Below are 16,002 nucleotides of genomic sequence, written 5' to 3'. Positions count from 1 at the left end.
TTGCGGCCGGCACTTAGAACCGGAAGTGCGAGAAGGCCTTGTTGGCTTCAGCCATACGATGCACGTCTTCACGCTTCTTGACCGCAGAGCCCTTGCCTTCGGCGGCATCGAGCATCTCGCCGGCGAGACGCAGCACCATGGTCTTTTCACCACGGCGGCGCGCGGCATCTGCCAGCCAACGCATGGCCAGCGCCTGACGACGCGAGGGACGCACCTCGACCGGCACCTGATAGGTCGCGCCGCCGACGCGGCGTGACTTCACCTCGACCATCGGCTGGATGCTCTCCAGCGCCTTGTCGAAGATCTCCAGCGGCTCTTCGTTACTGCGCTCGGCAACCCTGTCCAGCGCACCATAGACGATGCGCTCAGCTACGGACTTCTTGCCGCCGATCATCAGGTGGTTCATGAACTTCGCCAGGCGTTCGCTTCCGAACTTGGGATCCGGCAGGATCTCACGCTTGGCCGCAACTCTTCTTCTAGGCATGATAAGCCCTCTGTTGAAGGGTCCTTCAGGTAAACTCGGAACTCCCGCGCACTCGCTTTGAGCCCGCGACGCCCGACCTTACTCTTATCAGACCGATATCAATGGGTGGTGAAATCGCGATCCGGGCCGATCAGGCCTTGGGACGCTTGGTACCGTACTTGGAACGACCCTGCTTACGGTTCTGCACGCCGGAGGTGTCCAGAGCGCCGCGCACGGTGTGATAACGCACACCGGGAAGGTCCTTGACTCGACCACCGCGGATCAGAACCACGGAGTGCTCCTGCAGGTTGTGCCCCTCACCACCAATGTAGGAGGAAACCTCGAACCCGTTGGTCAGGCGAACACGGCACACCTTACGCAGTGCGGAGTTCGGCTTCTTCGGGGTAGTCGTGTAGACGCGGGTGCAAACGCCGCGCTTCTGCGGGCAGGCCTGCAGCGCCGGCACGTCACTCTTGCTGACGGGACGCTTGCGCGGCTTGCGCACCAGCTGATTGATTGTTGCCATCTATTGCTCCAATGGGTTGCCTTGCGGAAGCGAGGTAGCCGCTCGCTTTCCTGTACTACGCTACCTTCCCAGCAGGTTCGGGCGCACCCGCCCCACTGTTAAAGGCTGCGCATTCTACTGGCTGACGCCGCCCTTCGTCAAGCCCGGCCGCCGCAGCGGCCGGACCTGCCGGTGACGTCAGATCTCGTCGTCATCCGAATCCAGCGCGGTCAACTGAGCGCCCAGCGCCTGCTCGACGTCATGGGCCGACGGTGCGGCAGGCTCTTCGACACCATCGCGCCGGCGGCGACGCTCGGCATGGTGAGTCAGGCCGGTACCGGCCGGGATCAGGCGACCCACCACGACGTTCTCCTTCAAGCCGCGCAGGTAATCCCGCTTGCCGGTCACCGCGGCTTCGGTCAGCACTCGCGTGGTCTCCTGGAAGGAGGCCGCGGAGATGAACGACTCGGTTGCCAGGCTGGCCTTGGTGATACCGAGCAGCACACGCTGATACTTGGCCGGGAACTTGCCCGCCTTCTCGAGGCGCGCATTCTGTTCGAGCACCCGCACCAGCTCGGCCTGATCGCCGGGGATGAAGTCGGAGTCACCGGCATCGGTGATCTCGACCTTGCGCAGCATCTGACGCACGATCACTTCAATGTGCTTGTCGTTGATGCCCACGCCCTGGAGGCGGTAGACCTCCTGGATCTCGGCGGTGATGTACTTGGCCAGCTCCTCGACACCCAGCAGACGCAGGATGTCGTGGGGGTTGCTGGGACCATCGGAGATGACCTCGCCCTTCGCGACCGACTCGCCCTCGAAGACCGCGATCTGACGCCACTTCGGGATCAGCGTCTCAAAGGGATCGCCACCGCCTTCCGGGGTAATCGTCAGGCGACGCTTGCCCTTGGTCTCCTTGCCGAAGCTGATCACGCCGCTGATTTCGGCGAGGATCGACGGTTCCTTGGGCTTGCGCGCCTCGAACAGATCCGCGACACGCGGCAGACCACCGGTGATGTCCTTGTTCGAAGAGGCCTCCACCGGGATACGCGCGACCACTTCACCGATACCGATCCGAGCGCCGTTGTCGGCGGTGACAATCGACTTGCCGGGCAGCGGATACTGCACGGGAGTATCGGATCCAGTGACGGTAACCGGCTTGCCGGACTCGTCATTGAGCAGGATCATCGGGCGCTTGTCGCGACCAGCCATCGGCCGCGCCGCCGCCTCGATCACCTCGATGGAGGAGAGACCGGTCATCTCGTCCACGCTGCGGTGGATGGTGACGCCCTCCTCCATGTCGGCGTACTGCACGGCACCCTCGGCCTCGGCGACGATTGGGTGGGTGTGCGGATCCCACTTGGCCACTGCCTGACCGGCGTCGACACTGTCGCCGTCGCGGACCGACAGCTCGGCACCGTAGGGCAGCTTGTAATATTCGCGCTCGCGACCATGCTCGTCGGCGACGGCCAAGGCACTGGAGCGCGAGACCACCACCAACTTGCCGTCGGCGCGCTCGACATACTTGATGTTGTGCAGACGTACCTTACCGCCATGCTTGACCTGGACACTGTCCACCGCGGAGGCCCGCGATGCGGCACCACCGATGTGGAAGGTCCGCATGGTCAGCTGGGTGCCCGGCTCACCGATCGACTGCGCGGCGATGACGCCGACGGACTCGCCGATATTGACCTGATGGCCACGCGCCAGGTCGCGGCCGTAACAGGCCGAGCAGACGCCATGGGCGGTCTCACAGCTGATCGCACTGCGCACCACGATTTCGTCGACACCCATGGTGTCGAGATCGGCACACCACTTCTCGTCGAGCAGGGTGTTACGCGGGATCAGCACCTCGTCGCTGGCCGGGTCGATGACATCCTGGGCGACCACGCGGCCCAGCACGCGCTGCGCCAGGGGCACGATGATATCGCCACCCTCGATCACCGGATGCAGGGTCAAGCCACGCTCGGTGCCGCAGTCCGTCTCGGTGATCACCATGTCCTGGGCCACGTCGACCAGGCGACGGGTCAGGTAACCGGAGTTGGCGGTCTTCAGGGCGGTATCCGCCAGACCCTTACGGGCACCGTGGGTGGAGATGAAGTACTGGAGTACGTTCAAACCCTCACGGAAGTTCGCCACGATCGGTGTCTCGATGATCGAGCCGTCCGGCTTGGCCATCAGGCCACGCATGCCCGCCAGCTGGCGGATCTGGGCGGCGCTACCCCGAGCACCGGAGTCGGCCATGATGAACACGCTGTTGAAGGAGTCCTGTTCGACCTCCTTGCCTTCGCGGTCGATCACGGTCTCCTTGGAGATCCCCACCATCATCGCCTTGGCCACCTTGTCGTTGGCCTTGGACCAGATGTCGATCACCTTGTTGTACTTCTCGCCCGCGGTCACCAGACCCGAGGAGAACTGGTCCTCGATCTCCTTGACCTCCTCCTCGGCGGCCTCGACGATCTCGGCCTTGGCGTCCGGGATGACGAAGTCGTTGACCCCGATGGAGGCGCCGGACCAGGTGGCCAGGCGGAAGCCGGTGTACATCAGCTGGTCAGCGAAGATGACCGTCGGCTTGAGACCGGAACGGCGATAGACCTCGTTGAGCAGGCCGGAGATCGCCTTCTTCTTCATCGGCTGGTCGACCAGCTCGAAGGGCACGCCCTCCGGCAGGATGCGGAACAGCAGCGCACGCCCGACGGTGGTATCGCGAAGCACCCGCTGGTGGGTTTTCTCACCGCTCTCCTCATCGATGAGGACCTCGTCGAGACGCACCTTGATGCGGGCATGCAGCGCCACATTCTGGGTGTTGAAGGCGCGCTCCACCTCGTTGAGGTCGGTGAAGATCATGCCCTCGCCCCTGGCGTTGATCTTCTCTCGGGTCATGTAATACAGACCCAGCACCACATCCTGGGAAGGCACGATGATCGGCTCACCGTTGGCCGGCGACAGCACGTTGTTGGTCGCCATCATCAGCGTGCGCGCCTCGAGCTGAGCTTCCAGGGTCAGCGGCACGTGGACCGCCATCTGGTCACCGTCGAAGTCAGCGTTGTAGGCGGCACACACCAGCGGGTGCAGCTGGATCGCCTTGCCCTCGATCAGCAGCGGCTCGAAGGCCTGAATGCCGAGGCGGTGCAGGGTCGGGGCGCGGTTGAGGAGTACCGGGTGCTCGCGAATGACATCGGCGAGGATATCCCACACCTCGGCTGTCTCGCGCTCGACCATCTTCTTGGCCGCCTTGATGGTGGAGGCGTGGCCCAGCGACTGCAGCTTGGAGTAGATGAACGGCTTGAACAGCTCCAGCGCCATCTTTTTGGGCAGGCCACACTGGTGCAGGCGCAGGGTCGGGCCGACGGTGATCACCGAACGGCCGGAGTAGTCGACGCGCTTGCCCAGCAGGTTCTGACGGAAACGCCCCTGCTTGCCCTTGATCATGTCGGCCAGGGACTTCAGCGGGCGCTTGTTGGAGCCGGTGATGGCACGACCACGGCGACCGTTGTCGAGCAGCGCATCGACCGCTTCCTGCAGCATCCGTTTCTCGTTGCGCACGATGATATCGGGCGCATTGAGGTCGAGCAGCCGCTTCAGGCGGTTGTTGCGGTTGATCACGCGACGATAGAGGTCGTTGAGGTCGGAGGTCGCGAAACGACCACCGTCCAGCGGCACCAGCGGACGCAGGTCCGGCGGCAGCACCGGCAGCACCTCCATGACCATCCAGGCCGGATCGTTGCCGGAGCCTTGGAAGGCCTCCAGCAGCTTGAGCCGCTTGGAAAGCTTCTTGATCTTGGTCTCGGAGTTGGTCTGGGGGATCTCCTCGCGCAGGCGCTCGATCTCCTCCAGCATATCGATGTCCTTGAGCAGCGCCTGGACCGCCTCGGCCCCCATGCGGGCGTCGAAGTCGTCGCCGAACTCCTCGAGTGCCTCGAAGTACTGCTCGTCGTTGAGCAGCTGACCGCGCTCCAGCGTGGTCATGCCCGGGTCGATGACCACGAAGCTCTCGAAGTAGAGCACGCGCTCGATATCACGCAGGGTCATGTCCAGGAACATGCCGATACGTGACGGGAGCGACTTCAAGAACCAGATATGCGCGACGGGGCTGGCCAGCTCGATATGCGCCATGCGCTCACGGCGCACGGCGGCCTTGGTGACCTCCACGCCACACTTCTCGCAGATGATGCCGCGATGCTTCATGCGCTTGTACTTGCCGCACAAGCACTCGTAATCCTTGACCGGGCCAAAGATCTTGGCACAGAACAGGCCATCCCGTTCCGGCTTGAAGGTACGGTAGTTGATGGTCTCGGGCTTCTTGACCTCCCCGAATGACCAGGAACGGATCATGTCCGGGGACGCCAGGGTAATCTTGATCGCGTCGAACTCGTCGGACTGAGACTGCGATTTGAGGACTTTCACCAAATCTTTCATGGGGTCGGCTCCGCTGCGGAGTTGTCATGGGCGGGGGCAATGCTGCCACCCCCGCGGACCGTCATAATGTGAAGCGTCGGCCGCCTCAGCTCTCGAGCTCGATGTCGATGCCCAGCGAGCGGATCTCCTTCACCAGCACGTTGAAGGACTCCGGCATGCCCGCCTGCATCGCGTGATCGCCATCCACGATGTTCTTGTACATCTTGGTACGACCCTCCACGTCATCGGACTTGACGGTGAGCATCTCCTGGAGGGTATAGGCGGCGCCATAAGCCTCCAGGGCCCAGACCTCCATCTCACCGAAACGCTGACCACCGAACTGCGCCTTGCCGCCCAGCGGCTGCTGGGTCACCAGCGAGTAGGAGCCGGTGGAACGGGCGTGCATCTTGTCGTCCACCAGGTGGTTGAGCTTGAGCATGTACATGTAGCCAACGGTCACCGGACGATCGAAGGCATCACCGGTACGGCCGTCATAGAGCGTCATCTGGCCTGAATCCGGCAGCTCGGCCAGGCGCAGCAGATGCTTGATCTCATCCTCTTCGGCGCCATCGAACACCGGCGTGGACATCGGCACGCCGCCCTTGAGGTTCTTCGCCAGGGCGATCACCTCATCGTCGGAAAGCGTGTCGAGTTCCTCGACCCGGGTGCCCGGAGTGGTGTTGTAGACCTGCCCCAGGAACTCGCGGATCTCGGCCACCTGCTGCTCACGCGCATCACGCAGCAGAGCGTCGATCTTGCGACCCAGCCCCCAGGCGGCGAGGCCCAGGTGAGTCTCGAGAATCTGACCGACATTCATGCGCGAGGGTACGCCCAGCGGGTTGAGCACGACATCCACCGGCTCGCCCCGGTCGTCGAACGGCATGTCCTCGATGGGCATGATCGCCGAGATGACACCCTTGTTTCCGTGACGACCCGCCATCTTGTCGCCCGGCTGCAGGCGACGCTTGACCGCCATGTAGACCTTGACGATCTTGAGCACGCCGGGCGCCAGATCGTCCCCCTGGGTCAGCTTGCGCTTCTTGTCCTCGAAACGCTCGTCCATCTCCTTGCGACGGTTCTCGAGCTGTTCGTCGGCCTGGGCCAGCAGCTCATTGAGCGTCTCGTCCTGCAGGCGCAGCTTGAACCACTGCTGACGCGGCAGCTCGTCGAGGTAGCTCTCGGAGAGCACGTCACCCTTCTTGAGCTGGGGGCCACCGTTTACCGGCTGGCCACTCAGGGTTCGCTTGAGGCGCTCGAAGGTGGCATCCTCGGCGATGCGATAGGTCTCCTGGAGGTCCTTGCGTACCTCGTCGAGCTGCATCTGCTCGATGGAGAGCGCACGCGAGTCCTTCTCCACGCCGTCACGGGTGAAGACCTGAACGTCGATGACGGTTCCCTTCATGCCCGTCGGGGCACGCAGGGAGGTGTCCTTCACGTCGCTGGCCTTCTCACCGAAGATCGCACGCAGCAGCTTCTCTTCCGGCGTCAGCTGGGTCTCCCCCTTGGGCGTGACCTTGCCGACCAGGATATCGCCGGGACCGACTTCCGCACCGATATAGACCACACCGGCCTCATCCAGCTTGGAGAGTGCCGACTCGCCGACATTGGGGATATCGGAGGTGATCTCCTCCGGCCCCAGCTTGGTGTCGCGGGAGACGCAGGTCAGCTCCTGGATATGGATGGTGGTGAAGCGGTCCTCTTCCACCGCCCGCTCCGAGAGCAGGATCGAGTCCTCGAAGTTGTAGCCGTTCCAGGGCATGAAGGCGATGCGCATGTTCTGGCCAAGCGCCAGGTCACCCATGTCCACGGAGGGGCCATCGGCGAGGATGTCGCCGCGTGCCACCGAGTCACCAGGACGCACGATCGGGCGCTGGTTCTGGCAGGTGTTCTGGTTGGAGCGCACATACTTGGTGAGGTTATAGATGTCGACGCCGGCCTCGCCGCCGATGATCTCATCCTCGTTGACGCGTACCACGATGCGCTTGGCATCCACGGAGTCGATCACCCCGCCGCGACGCGCCACCTCACAGACCCCGGAGTCACGGGCGACGAAGCGCTCCATGCCGGTACCCACCAGCGGCTTGTCGGCACGCAGGGTCGGCACCGCCTGACGCTGCATGTTGGCCCCCATCAGGGCGCGGTTGGCGTCATCATGCTCGAGGAAGGGAATCAGTGCGGCGGCAACCGATACCACCTGGCGCGGCGACACGTCCATCAGCGTCACCTGCTCGGGACGCATGAAGGTGGTCTCGCCCTTGTGGCGCACCTGCACCAGATCGTCGGCCAGCTTGCCGCTCTCATCCACGGTCGCCGAGGCCTGGGCGATAACGAAGTTGCCCTCCTCGATGGCCGAGAGATGAACCACCTCGTCGGTCAACTGGCTGTCCACCACCTTGCGGTAGGGCGTCTCGAGGAAGCCGTAGCTGTTGGTGTGGCTATAGGTCGCCAGGGAGTTGATCAGGCCGATGTTGGGGCCTTCCGGGGTCTCGATCGGGCACAGTCGACCATAGTGGGTCGCGTGAACGTCACGCACCTCGAAGCCGGCCCGTTCGCGGGTCAGGCCACCCGGACCAAGCGCGGAGACACGACGCTTGTGGGTGACCTCGGAGAGCGGGTTGTTCTGGTCCATGAACTGGGAGAGCTGGCTGGAGCCGAAGAACTCCTTGACTGCCGCGGCGACGGGCTTGGCGTTGATCAGGTCCTGAGGCATCAGGCCCTCGCTCTCGGCCATGGAGAGACGCTCCTTGACCGCGCGCTCGACGCGCACCAGGCCGACGCGGAACTGGTTCTCGGCCATCTCGCCCACGCAGCGGATACGGCGGTTGCCCAGGTGGTCGATGTCGTCCACCTCGCCGAAGCCGTTACGGATATGGATCAGCTCCTTGAGCACGTCAAGGATGTCGCGACGATCCAGTACGCCGGAGCCGGTATCGGACTCGCGACGCAGGCGGCGGTTGAACTTCATGCGACCGACACTGGAGATGTCGTAACGGTCTTCGCTGAAGAACAGGTTGTTGAACAGGGTCTCGGCGGCCTCCTTGGTGGGCGGCTCGCCGGGACGCATCATGCGATAGATCTCGACGAGCGCCTCGAGCTGGGACCCGGTGGTATCCAGCTTGAGGGTGTCGGAGATGAAGGGGCCACAGTCGAGATCGTTGGTGTACAGCGTCTCGAGGGTAGTGATGCCGGCCTGGCCGAGCTTCTCGAGCAGCTCCGGGGTGATCTCGGTGTTGCAGGGGCAGAGCAGCTCACCGGTGTTCGGGTCGACCTGATCCTTGGCCAGGGTCTTGCCGAACAGGTACTCCATCGGCACCTCGAGACGCTCGAGGCCGGCCTTCTCCAGCTGACGGATATGCTTCTGGGTAATGCGGCGCCCTTCCTCGACGATCAGGCCGCCCTCGGCATCCTTGATGTCGAAGGTGGCGGTCTCGCCGCGCAGGCGCGACGGCACCAGCTCCACGGAGAAGCCGTTCTTCTCGACGTGGAAGGTGCTGGTCTCGAAGAACTCCTCGAGGATCTCCTCGGCGCTCATGCCCAGCGCGCGCAGCAGTACCGAGGCCGGCAGCTTGCGGCGACGGTCGATACGCACGAAGACACTGTCCTTGGGATCGAACTCGAAGTCGAGCCAGGAGCCGCGGTAGGGGATGACCCGCGCGGAGTAGAGCAGCTTGCCGGAGGAGTGGCTCTTGCCCTTGTCGTGATCGAAGAACACGCCGGGAGAACGGTGCAGCTGGGAAACGATAACCCGCTCGGTACCGTTCACCACGAAGGTACCGTTCTCCGTCATCAGGGGGATCTCCCCCATGTAGACTTCCTGCTCCTTGATGTCCTTGATCGCCTTGTTCGATGACTCCTTGTCATAGATGATCAGGCGAACCTTGACGCGCAGTGGAGCCGAATAGGTAACACCACGCAGCTGACACTCCTTGACGTCGAAGGCCGGCGTACCGAAGCGGTAGCTGACATACTCCAGCGCAGCATTGCCGGACATGCTCTCGATCGGGAACACCGACCTGAAGGCAGCATGCAAGCCGGTCTCGAGACGCTCCTCGGGCGCTCGGTCCTGCTGGAGGAAGTCGTAATAGGAATCAAGCTGGATCGCCAGCAGGTAGGGCACATCCATCACTTGGGGCAGTTTGCCGAAATCCTTGCGGATGCGTTTTTTCTCAGTGTATGAGTAAGCCATCTGTATTCCCCAGCTTGTTCACCATGGGTGACCGATGCGTGGTCGGCGCCACCCGACGGGGTGCGGCTCCGTCAGGCGATGAAGGCAAGCGCCTAGAGGGACGCTCGCCTTCTGGAATTCGTCCGGCCGGGCTGCCGAAGCAGCGGCCAGTGACAACAGAAAAAGGCCGGCAGCGGGTGTCCCGCCACCAGCCGTGGAAGCTTACGCCGCGCGTGAAGCCATGTTGCTCAAGGACTTACTTGAGCTCCACGCTCGCGCCGGCTTCTTCCAGCTTGGCCTTGGCCGCTTCAGCGTCTTCCTTGGACATAGCTTCCTTGACGGTAGCCGGTGCGCCGTCGACGGCACCCTTGGCTTCCTTCAGGCCCAGACCGGTGATCTCACGGACGACCTTGATCACGTTGACCTTCTTGTCGCCAGCGCTGGTCAGCACCAGGTCGAACTCGGTCTGCTCTTCCTCGGCAGCGGCTTCACCGCCACCCGGGCCAGCCACGACAGCGGCAGCAGCGGAGACGCCGAACTTCTCTTCCATGGCCTCGATCAGCTCGACCACTTCCATGACGGACATGTCGGAGACGGCGTTGATGATATCTTCTTTGGTCAGTGCCATTGTCACGATTCCTAACTTTGCGGGAGCCACGCTCAAGCGTCGGCTCGGGATTCAATATTCGATTCAGGCTGCCTGCAGGAGTTCGCCGATCAGGCGGCTTCTTCCTGCTTCTGGTCGCGCAGGGCGGCCAGGGTACGGACCAGCTTGCCGGCAGATGCCTCTTTCATGACGGACATCAGCTTGGCAATGGCCTCGTCGTAGGTCGGCAGCGTCGCCAGACGATCGAGTTCGGTGGCCGGAATCAGCTCACCTTCGTAGGCCAGCGCCTTGACTTCGAAGCTCTTCTCCTCCTTGGCGAACTCCTTGAACAGACGGGCGGCGGCGCCCGGGTGCTCGTAGGAGAAAGCCAGCAGGGTCGGACCCGAGAAGCTTTCGTCCAGAATCTCCCAGGGAGTTCCGGACAGGGCGCGGCGTGCCAGAGTGTTGCGAACAACACGCACCTGGACGCCATTCTCGCGTGCCTGCTTGCGCAGTTCGGTCATCTTGCTGACCGCGACGCCACGAGAATCGGCAACTACGACGGAGAGCGCATCCTTGGCCGCTTCACTGACCTCGGCAACAATCGCCTTCTTGCCTTCGAGTGCTAGTGGCACGGTGATCACTCCTTCGTGCCGGAACCTCGCGATGAGGGTTCCGGTGGTTACCATCTCTCCCGGCTGCCCGCAGGCGGGCCGGAAGTCCTGGGTGATGGTGCTCACCAGACGCCTGGCGGCCACACCATCTGCGCAGGCCAGCCCCGAAGGGATGATTAAGCCGCCTCACACGAGCGAGGCGGCGCCTGCGGTCTTTGACGGTGCCCCGCCGGCGAGTCAAGACTCGACACGGGGACCGCAAAGTTCTTGCTGAATGTTCGACCTACCGACCGATCAGACCAGACCGGAGTGGTCGATGGTCACGCCCGGGCCCATGGTGGTGGACAGGGTGACCTTCTTGAAATACACGCCCTTGGAGGTGCTCGGCTTGAGCTTCTTCAGGTCGGCGACCAGCGCGTCCAGGTTGCCCTGAATGGCGGTGGCGTCGAAGTCGACCTTGCCAAGGGTGGTGTGGATGATGCCGTTCTTGTCGGTACGGAAACGCACCTGACCGGCCTTGGCGTTCTTGACGGCAGTCGCCACGTCAGGGGTCACGGTGCCGACCTTGGGGTTCGGCATCAGGCCGCGCGGACCGAGGATCTGGCCCAGCTGGCCGACCACGCGCATGGCGTCGGGTGAAGCGATCACCACGTCGAAGTCCAGCTGACCCTTCTTGACCTGTTCGGCCAGGTCATCCATGCCGACGATATCGGCACCGGCTTCCTTGGCGGCATCGGCGTTGGCACCCTGGGTGAACACGGCGACGCGAACGTCCTTGCCGGTTCCGTTGGGCATCACGGTCGCACCACGCACCACCTGGTCGGATTTGCGCGGATCGACGCCCAGGTTGATGGCGACGTCCAGGGACTCCTTGAACTTGACCGTGGAGAGCTCGCTGAGCAGAGCCACGGCTTCCTCGAGAGAGTAGACTTTGGTGGAGTCGACCTTCTCGCTAATCATCTTCGCGCGCTTGGACAGCTTGGCCATGATCAGAGACCCTCCACGTTCAGGCCCATGCTGCGGGCACTACCGGCAATGGTACGCACCGCGGCGTCGAGATCGGCAGCCGTCAGATCCGGCTCCTTGGTCTTGGCGATCTCTTCGAGCTGTTCACGGGTCACGGTACCGACCTTGTTCTTGTTCGGCTCACCGGAGCCGGACTTGATGCCAGCCGCCTTCTTCAGCAGGACCGCCGCGGGCGGGGTCTTGGTGATGAAGGTGAAGCTGCGGTCGGAGTAGACGGTGATCACCACCGGAGTGGGCAGACCCGGCTCAATCTCCTGGGTCGCGGCGTTGAACGCCTTACAGAACTCCATGATGTTGACGCCGTGTTGACCCAGCGCGGGGCCCACGGGGGGACTCGGGTTGGCCTTACCAGCTGCTACCTGCAGCTTGATGTAAGCCTGTACTTTCTTGGCCATATTGGACTCCAGTTGGGTAGTAGCGCCTTTCGGCTCCCCGGTATTGCGGCCGCTGCTGCGGCCCTGCCTGCATCAGGTCGAGCGTTACTCTTTCTCGACCTGCGCGAATTCCAGCTCGACAGGAGTCGAGCGTCCGAAGATCAGCACACTGACCTGAACGCGACTCTTGTCGTAGTTCACTTCCTCTACGACACCGTTGAAGTCGGCGAAGGGGCCATCGATAACCCGGACCGACTGCCCCGGCTCGAACAGAGTCTTGGGCTTTGGCTTGTCGGTCCCATCCTCGACACGACGCAGGATGGCATCGGCCTCTTTCTGAGTAATGGGCGCCGGCTTTTCCTTGGTTCCACCGATGAACCCCATGACGCGCGGGGTTTCGTTGACCAGGTGCCAGGTTTCGTCATCCATTTCCATCTCGACCAGTACGTAGCCGGGATAGAACTTGCGCTCGCTCTTGCGGCGCTTGCCATCACGCATCTCGACGACTTCTTCGGTTGGCACCAGAATCTCGCCGAAGCGATCCTCCATGCCAAACATCTTCACGCGCTCACCCAGTGAACGCATGACATGCTTCTCGAATCCGGAGTAGGCGTGAATGACGTACCAACGCTTGGACATGGGGGCTCCTAACCGATAACGCCGGACATCGCCCAGCCAAGAAGGGTGTCGATCAACCACAGCATCAGACCAACCACCAGCACGGCGACCAGCACAATGACGGTAGTCTGGATGGTCTCGGGCCGTGTCGGCCACACTACGCGTTGAATCTCTTTCTTGGCGGCACGAGCCAGTTCAGCCAGATCACGCCCCTTGGCAGTGGTCATCGCCACCAAGGCAGCGACGCCGCTCAGCGCCACGACACCCAACACGCGATAGAGCAGAGCCTGGTCGGCGAAGTAGGTGTTGCCTACCACAGCCAGAACCAGCAGAGTGACGACAACCGCCCACTTGAGCCCGTCGTGGCGCGACTCCTGCACCTCGGCGTTATGTTTCATGAAAACGAGACTCCTCAAGGCGCGGCAATCGATACGTGAATTCTTACAGGAATAAGCCAGCCTGGGGAAGACTGGCAGGCCAGGAGGGAATCGAACCCCCAACCTGCGGTTTTGGAGACCGCTGCTCTGCCAATTGAGCTACTGGCCTGTATCTGCCTTCCTCCACCCTTTGCAGGTGGCTTGCGACAGCGGGCGCCATCATAGCGGAAGCTGCTTTGCCTGGCAACCCCCTCTCGCCACTTAGAATCTATCAACGGCGAGAAAGAGAAAAGGCGAGCCTTGGCTCGCCTTTCAATGTGGAGCTCATGGACGGATTTGAACCGTCGACCTCACCCTTACCAAGGGTGTGCTCTACCCCTGAGCTACATGAGCCTAACCTTTGCACCCTTAGGTGCTGGAGCGGGCAGCGGGGATCGAACCCGCATCATCAGCTTGGAAGGCTGAGGTTCTACCATTGAACTATGCCCGCCTACCCACTCTTTTGGCCTCGATGACCAACCTCATCATCGCTGCCTGATTCTGGTGGAGGGGGAAGGATTCGAACCTTCGAAGCTTTCGCGGCAGATTTACAGTCTGCTCCCTTTGGCCACTCGGGAACCCCTCCAACTGGCGGCCTATTTTACCAGCGCCATTCCGAATGTCAAGCCATTGTTTCACAAGCAGCTTTTCATGCCTGGAGCGACTCGTGACGCCGCCGCCCTTCTCTTCGGAACGCGGCGCATTGTGTCAAAGCAGCATGGAGAATGCAAGCCCCGCGCGAATCTTTTCCAGCGCTACCGGCGATGGCACACACGGCGCGCCCGCCATTCGGCCTGCTCGCTCGGCGGCGGTCAATGGAAAGCATGCCTCCAGACCGCCATAGACCATATCGGGCCAGACGGCATGGGGCACCTGAAGCCCGCGGGCCACCACCCGCGCATCGCCGCCGGTCAGCATCAAAGGTAGCGCCACTCCTTCACTATCACAGACCTCGGCATAGACGCGGTTGATCGCGCTGACCGCCGCCATGTAGATGCCATGATTGACCGCCTCGACCGTGCGCCGGCCGGGAACCAGCAGCTCCTCAGGCTCGCTGTCGGGATCGATGGCCACGTTACGGGTCCCCAGCTTGAGGCTCTCCTTCATCAGCCTCAGCCCCGGCAGGATATACCCACCCAGGTGGCGCCCTCCCGGCAGCACGAAATCGATGGTGATGGCACTACCACAGTCCACGGCACAACAGGCGCCGACCTGCTGGTAACCCGCCAGCACTCCCAGCCAGCGGTCGACCCCGAGCCGCTCGGGCTCCTCATAACCATTCGTGACACCCAGTGCCTCGGGGGTGGAGCTGGCCACATAAACGGCCCCCACGCGCTGACGCAGCAGCTGGACGGTCTCCTCGAGCACCGCACGCCTCGCAACGCTGGATATGCGCACCGACTCGACCACCTCGAGATTGGGAATATCGGCTCCCGGCCGCCACTCCTCCCGGGTCCACACCGCTCCACGAGAGCGGATCTCGCTGGTATCGACATCCTTGAGACGCCACTTGGAGAGCGTATTACCGATATCGAGGTCGAGAATCATGAGCGCACACGCAGACTGATCTCACCACCCGCCAGATAGCGTCGCTCTCCACCCTGGACCACCACCAGGTTGCCGGAGGCATCCACCTCCTCGACCAGCGCTACCTCACGCGCATTGCCGCTCAACACGTCCACTTCACGGCCGGCGAAGGCGTGCCGGGCGTTCCAGGCATTGTGCCATGGGGCAAACCCCTCACGCTCGAACTCCGCCACCAGAGGAAGCAGTGCCTCCAGCAGATCCGCTGCCAGCGCATTACGGGATATGCCGGTCACCTGATCCTCGACAGCCGCGGCAGGCTGCCCCAGGGAGCTGCGGAACTCATCGCTCAGGGAAAGGTTGAGCCCCATGCCAATCACCACCTCACAGGGGCCAGAGGCGTCCCCACTGACCTCCACCAGGATGCCCGCCAGCTTGCCGTACTCTCCATCCGGTCTCTTCAGCAGCACATCATTGGGCCACTTCAGTAGCGGCGAAACCCCGTGACTCTCCAGCACTCGGGCCAGGGCCACCCCTGCGGCAAGGCTCAGTCCCTCCAGGGCAGCGATGCCGGACTCGACTCGCCATCCCAGGGAGAGCATCAGGCTCTTCCCCCAGGGAGTGCTCCAGGCCCGCCCACGGCGACCACGCCCGGCGCTCTGCTGCTCCACCAGGCACACTTCACCGTGCCCCGCCCCATGGTCGAAGCGTTCGCGCAGAAAGGCGTTCGAGGAGGGCAGGGTTTCCTCGACAAAAAGGCGCGTCAGATGGCCACGTGCCTGACGAGAGAGGTCAGCGATGATGCGTTGTCCATCCAGGAGCTCCAGGGGCTCGGCAAGTCGATAGCCCTGCCCTTTCACCGCCTCCATGCTGATGCCCAAAGACTCGAGCTTGCGCAACTGCTTCCATACCGCAGCACGCGACACACCGAGCTGCTCACCGAGCTGCTCGCCCGAATGGAACTCGCCGTCGCCAAGAAGGCGTATGAGGTCACCGATGGTCATGCCAGGGATCCCGGATCGGAAAAAAACCCATTCTATCGGATGCAGCGCACCCCGGAAATGTAAGCATCTGGAAAGGCTCAGCATCCAAACACAAAAAGCCCCAAACTCATGATGAGTTCGAGGCTTTTTTCAATAAGGGTCTGACGATGTCCGGCCAATGCTCCAGGTGCCAGATCCCGGCGGCCGGGCTCCGGTGAGCGGCGCCTCGATGGCCGGCATTCCGGGACGCTGCATGGGCAGCGTCCCAACATGAAAAAACCCCGAGCAACTGAATGCCCGGGGTTTTCTCGGTATAAGTGCCTGACGATG

12 protein-coding genes and 4 tRNA genes are annotated in these 16,002 nt (G+C 62.8%); all 16 read right to left on the bottom strand.

What is annotated here, in order from left to right:
* Positions 1-13: 13 nt before the first annotated feature.
* The 16 genes from rpsG to E0702_RS11700 all read right to left on the bottom strand — a co-directional run bounded on the left by rpsG (position 14) and on the right by E0702_RS11700 (position 15,693).
* Complete coding sequence (gene rpsG, locus E0702_RS11775; RefSeq protein ID WP_132044083.1) at positions 14-484, bottom strand: 30S ribosomal protein S7; 471 nt, start codon at positions 482-484, stop codon at positions 14-16.
* Positions 485-614: 130 nt separating this feature from the next.
* Positions 615-989, bottom strand: a complete 375-nt coding sequence (gene rpsL / locus E0702_RS11770) for a 30S ribosomal protein S12 (RefSeq protein ID WP_102626761.1) — start codon at positions 987-989, stop codon at positions 615-617.
* Positions 990-1,166: 177 nt separating this feature from the next.
* Complete coding sequence (gene rpoC / locus E0702_RS11765; protein WP_132044081.1) at positions 1,167-5,387, bottom strand: DNA-directed RNA polymerase subunit beta'; 4,221 nt, start codon at positions 5,385-5,387, stop codon at positions 1,167-1,169.
* A gap of 85 nt (positions 5,388-5,472) precedes the next feature.
* Positions 5,473-9,552 (bottom strand): DNA-directed RNA polymerase subunit beta, encoded by a 4,080-nt coding sequence (gene rpoB / locus E0702_RS11760; protein WP_132044079.1) that lies wholly within the window; start codon positions 9,550-9,552, stop codon positions 5,473-5,475.
* Positions 9,553-9,787: 235 nt separating this feature from the next.
* The gene (gene rplL, locus E0702_RS11755; protein WP_132044076.1) at positions 9,788-10,159 is read right to left on the bottom strand and encodes a 50S ribosomal protein L7/L12; all 372 of its coding nucleotides are present in this window, start codon (positions 10,157-10,159) and stop codon (positions 9,788-9,790) included.
* An 89-nt stretch (positions 10,160-10,248) separates the two neighbouring features.
* On the bottom strand, positions 10,249-10,752 hold the full coding sequence (rplJ, locus tag E0702_RS11750; RefSeq protein ID WP_132044074.1) for a 50S ribosomal protein L10: 504 nt from the start codon (positions 10,750-10,752) through the stop codon (positions 10,249-10,251).
* Positions 10,753-11,025: 273 nt separating this feature from the next.
* Positions 11,026-11,718: a 50S ribosomal protein L1 gene (gene rplA / locus E0702_RS11745; RefSeq protein ID WP_132044072.1), complete on the bottom strand. Its 693-nt coding sequence runs from the start codon at positions 11,716-11,718 to the stop codon at positions 11,026-11,028.
* A gap of 2 nt (positions 11,719-11,720) precedes the next feature.
* Positions 11,721-12,152, bottom strand: coding sequence for a 50S ribosomal protein L11 (gene rplK, locus E0702_RS11740; protein WP_132044070.1), 432 nt, complete (start codon positions 12,150-12,152; stop codon positions 11,721-11,723).
* An 84-nt stretch (positions 12,153-12,236) separates the two neighbouring features.
* Positions 12,237-12,770 carry a transcription termination/antitermination protein NusG gene (gene nusG, locus E0702_RS11735; protein ID WP_132044068.1) on the bottom strand — a complete coding sequence of 178 codons (534 nt, stop codon included), beginning with the start codon at positions 12,768-12,770 and terminating at the stop codon, positions 12,237-12,239.
* Positions 12,771-12,778: 8 nt separating this feature from the next.
* Complete coding sequence (gene secE, locus E0702_RS11730; protein WP_132044066.1) at positions 12,779-13,147, bottom strand: preprotein translocase subunit SecE; 369 nt, start codon at positions 13,145-13,147, stop codon at positions 12,779-12,781.
* Positions 13,148-13,219: 72 nt separating this feature from the next.
* Positions 13,220-13,295 (bottom strand) — tRNA-Trp (locus E0702_RS11725).
* Positions 13,296-13,444: 149 nt separating this feature from the next.
* Positions 13,445-13,519: transfer RNA gene (locus E0702_RS11720), tRNA-Thr, on the bottom strand.
* Between the two features lie 23 nt (positions 13,520-13,542).
* A tRNA-Gly gene (locus tag E0702_RS11715) sits at positions 13,543-13,616 on the bottom strand.
* A 51-nt stretch (positions 13,617-13,667) separates the two neighbouring features.
* Positions 13,668-13,751, bottom strand: a tRNA-Tyr gene (locus E0702_RS11710).
* Between the two features lie 122 nt (positions 13,752-13,873).
* Complete coding sequence (locus tag E0702_RS11705; RefSeq protein WP_132044064.1) at positions 13,874-14,713, bottom strand: type III pantothenate kinase; 840 nt, start codon at positions 14,711-14,713, stop codon at positions 13,874-13,876.
* The gene (locus tag E0702_RS11700; protein WP_132044062.1) at positions 14,710-15,693 is read right to left on the bottom strand and encodes a biotin--[acetyl-CoA-carboxylase] ligase; all 984 of its coding nucleotides are present in this window, start codon (positions 15,691-15,693) and stop codon (positions 14,710-14,712) included. The genes E0702_RS11705 and E0702_RS11700 overlap by 4 nt, the downstream gene beginning before the upstream one ends.
* Between the last annotated feature and the right edge of the window lie 309 nt (positions 15,694-16,002).

The organism is Halomonas marinisediminis (genome assembly GCF_004347715.1).
In the GTDB taxonomy this organism is placed as follows: domain Bacteria; phylum Pseudomonadota; class Gammaproteobacteria; order Pseudomonadales; family Halomonadaceae; genus Halomonas; species Halomonas icarae.
The sequence above is the reverse complement of the archived record's forward strand: the minus strand, read 5'-3'. Positions and strand labels throughout refer to the sequence as shown.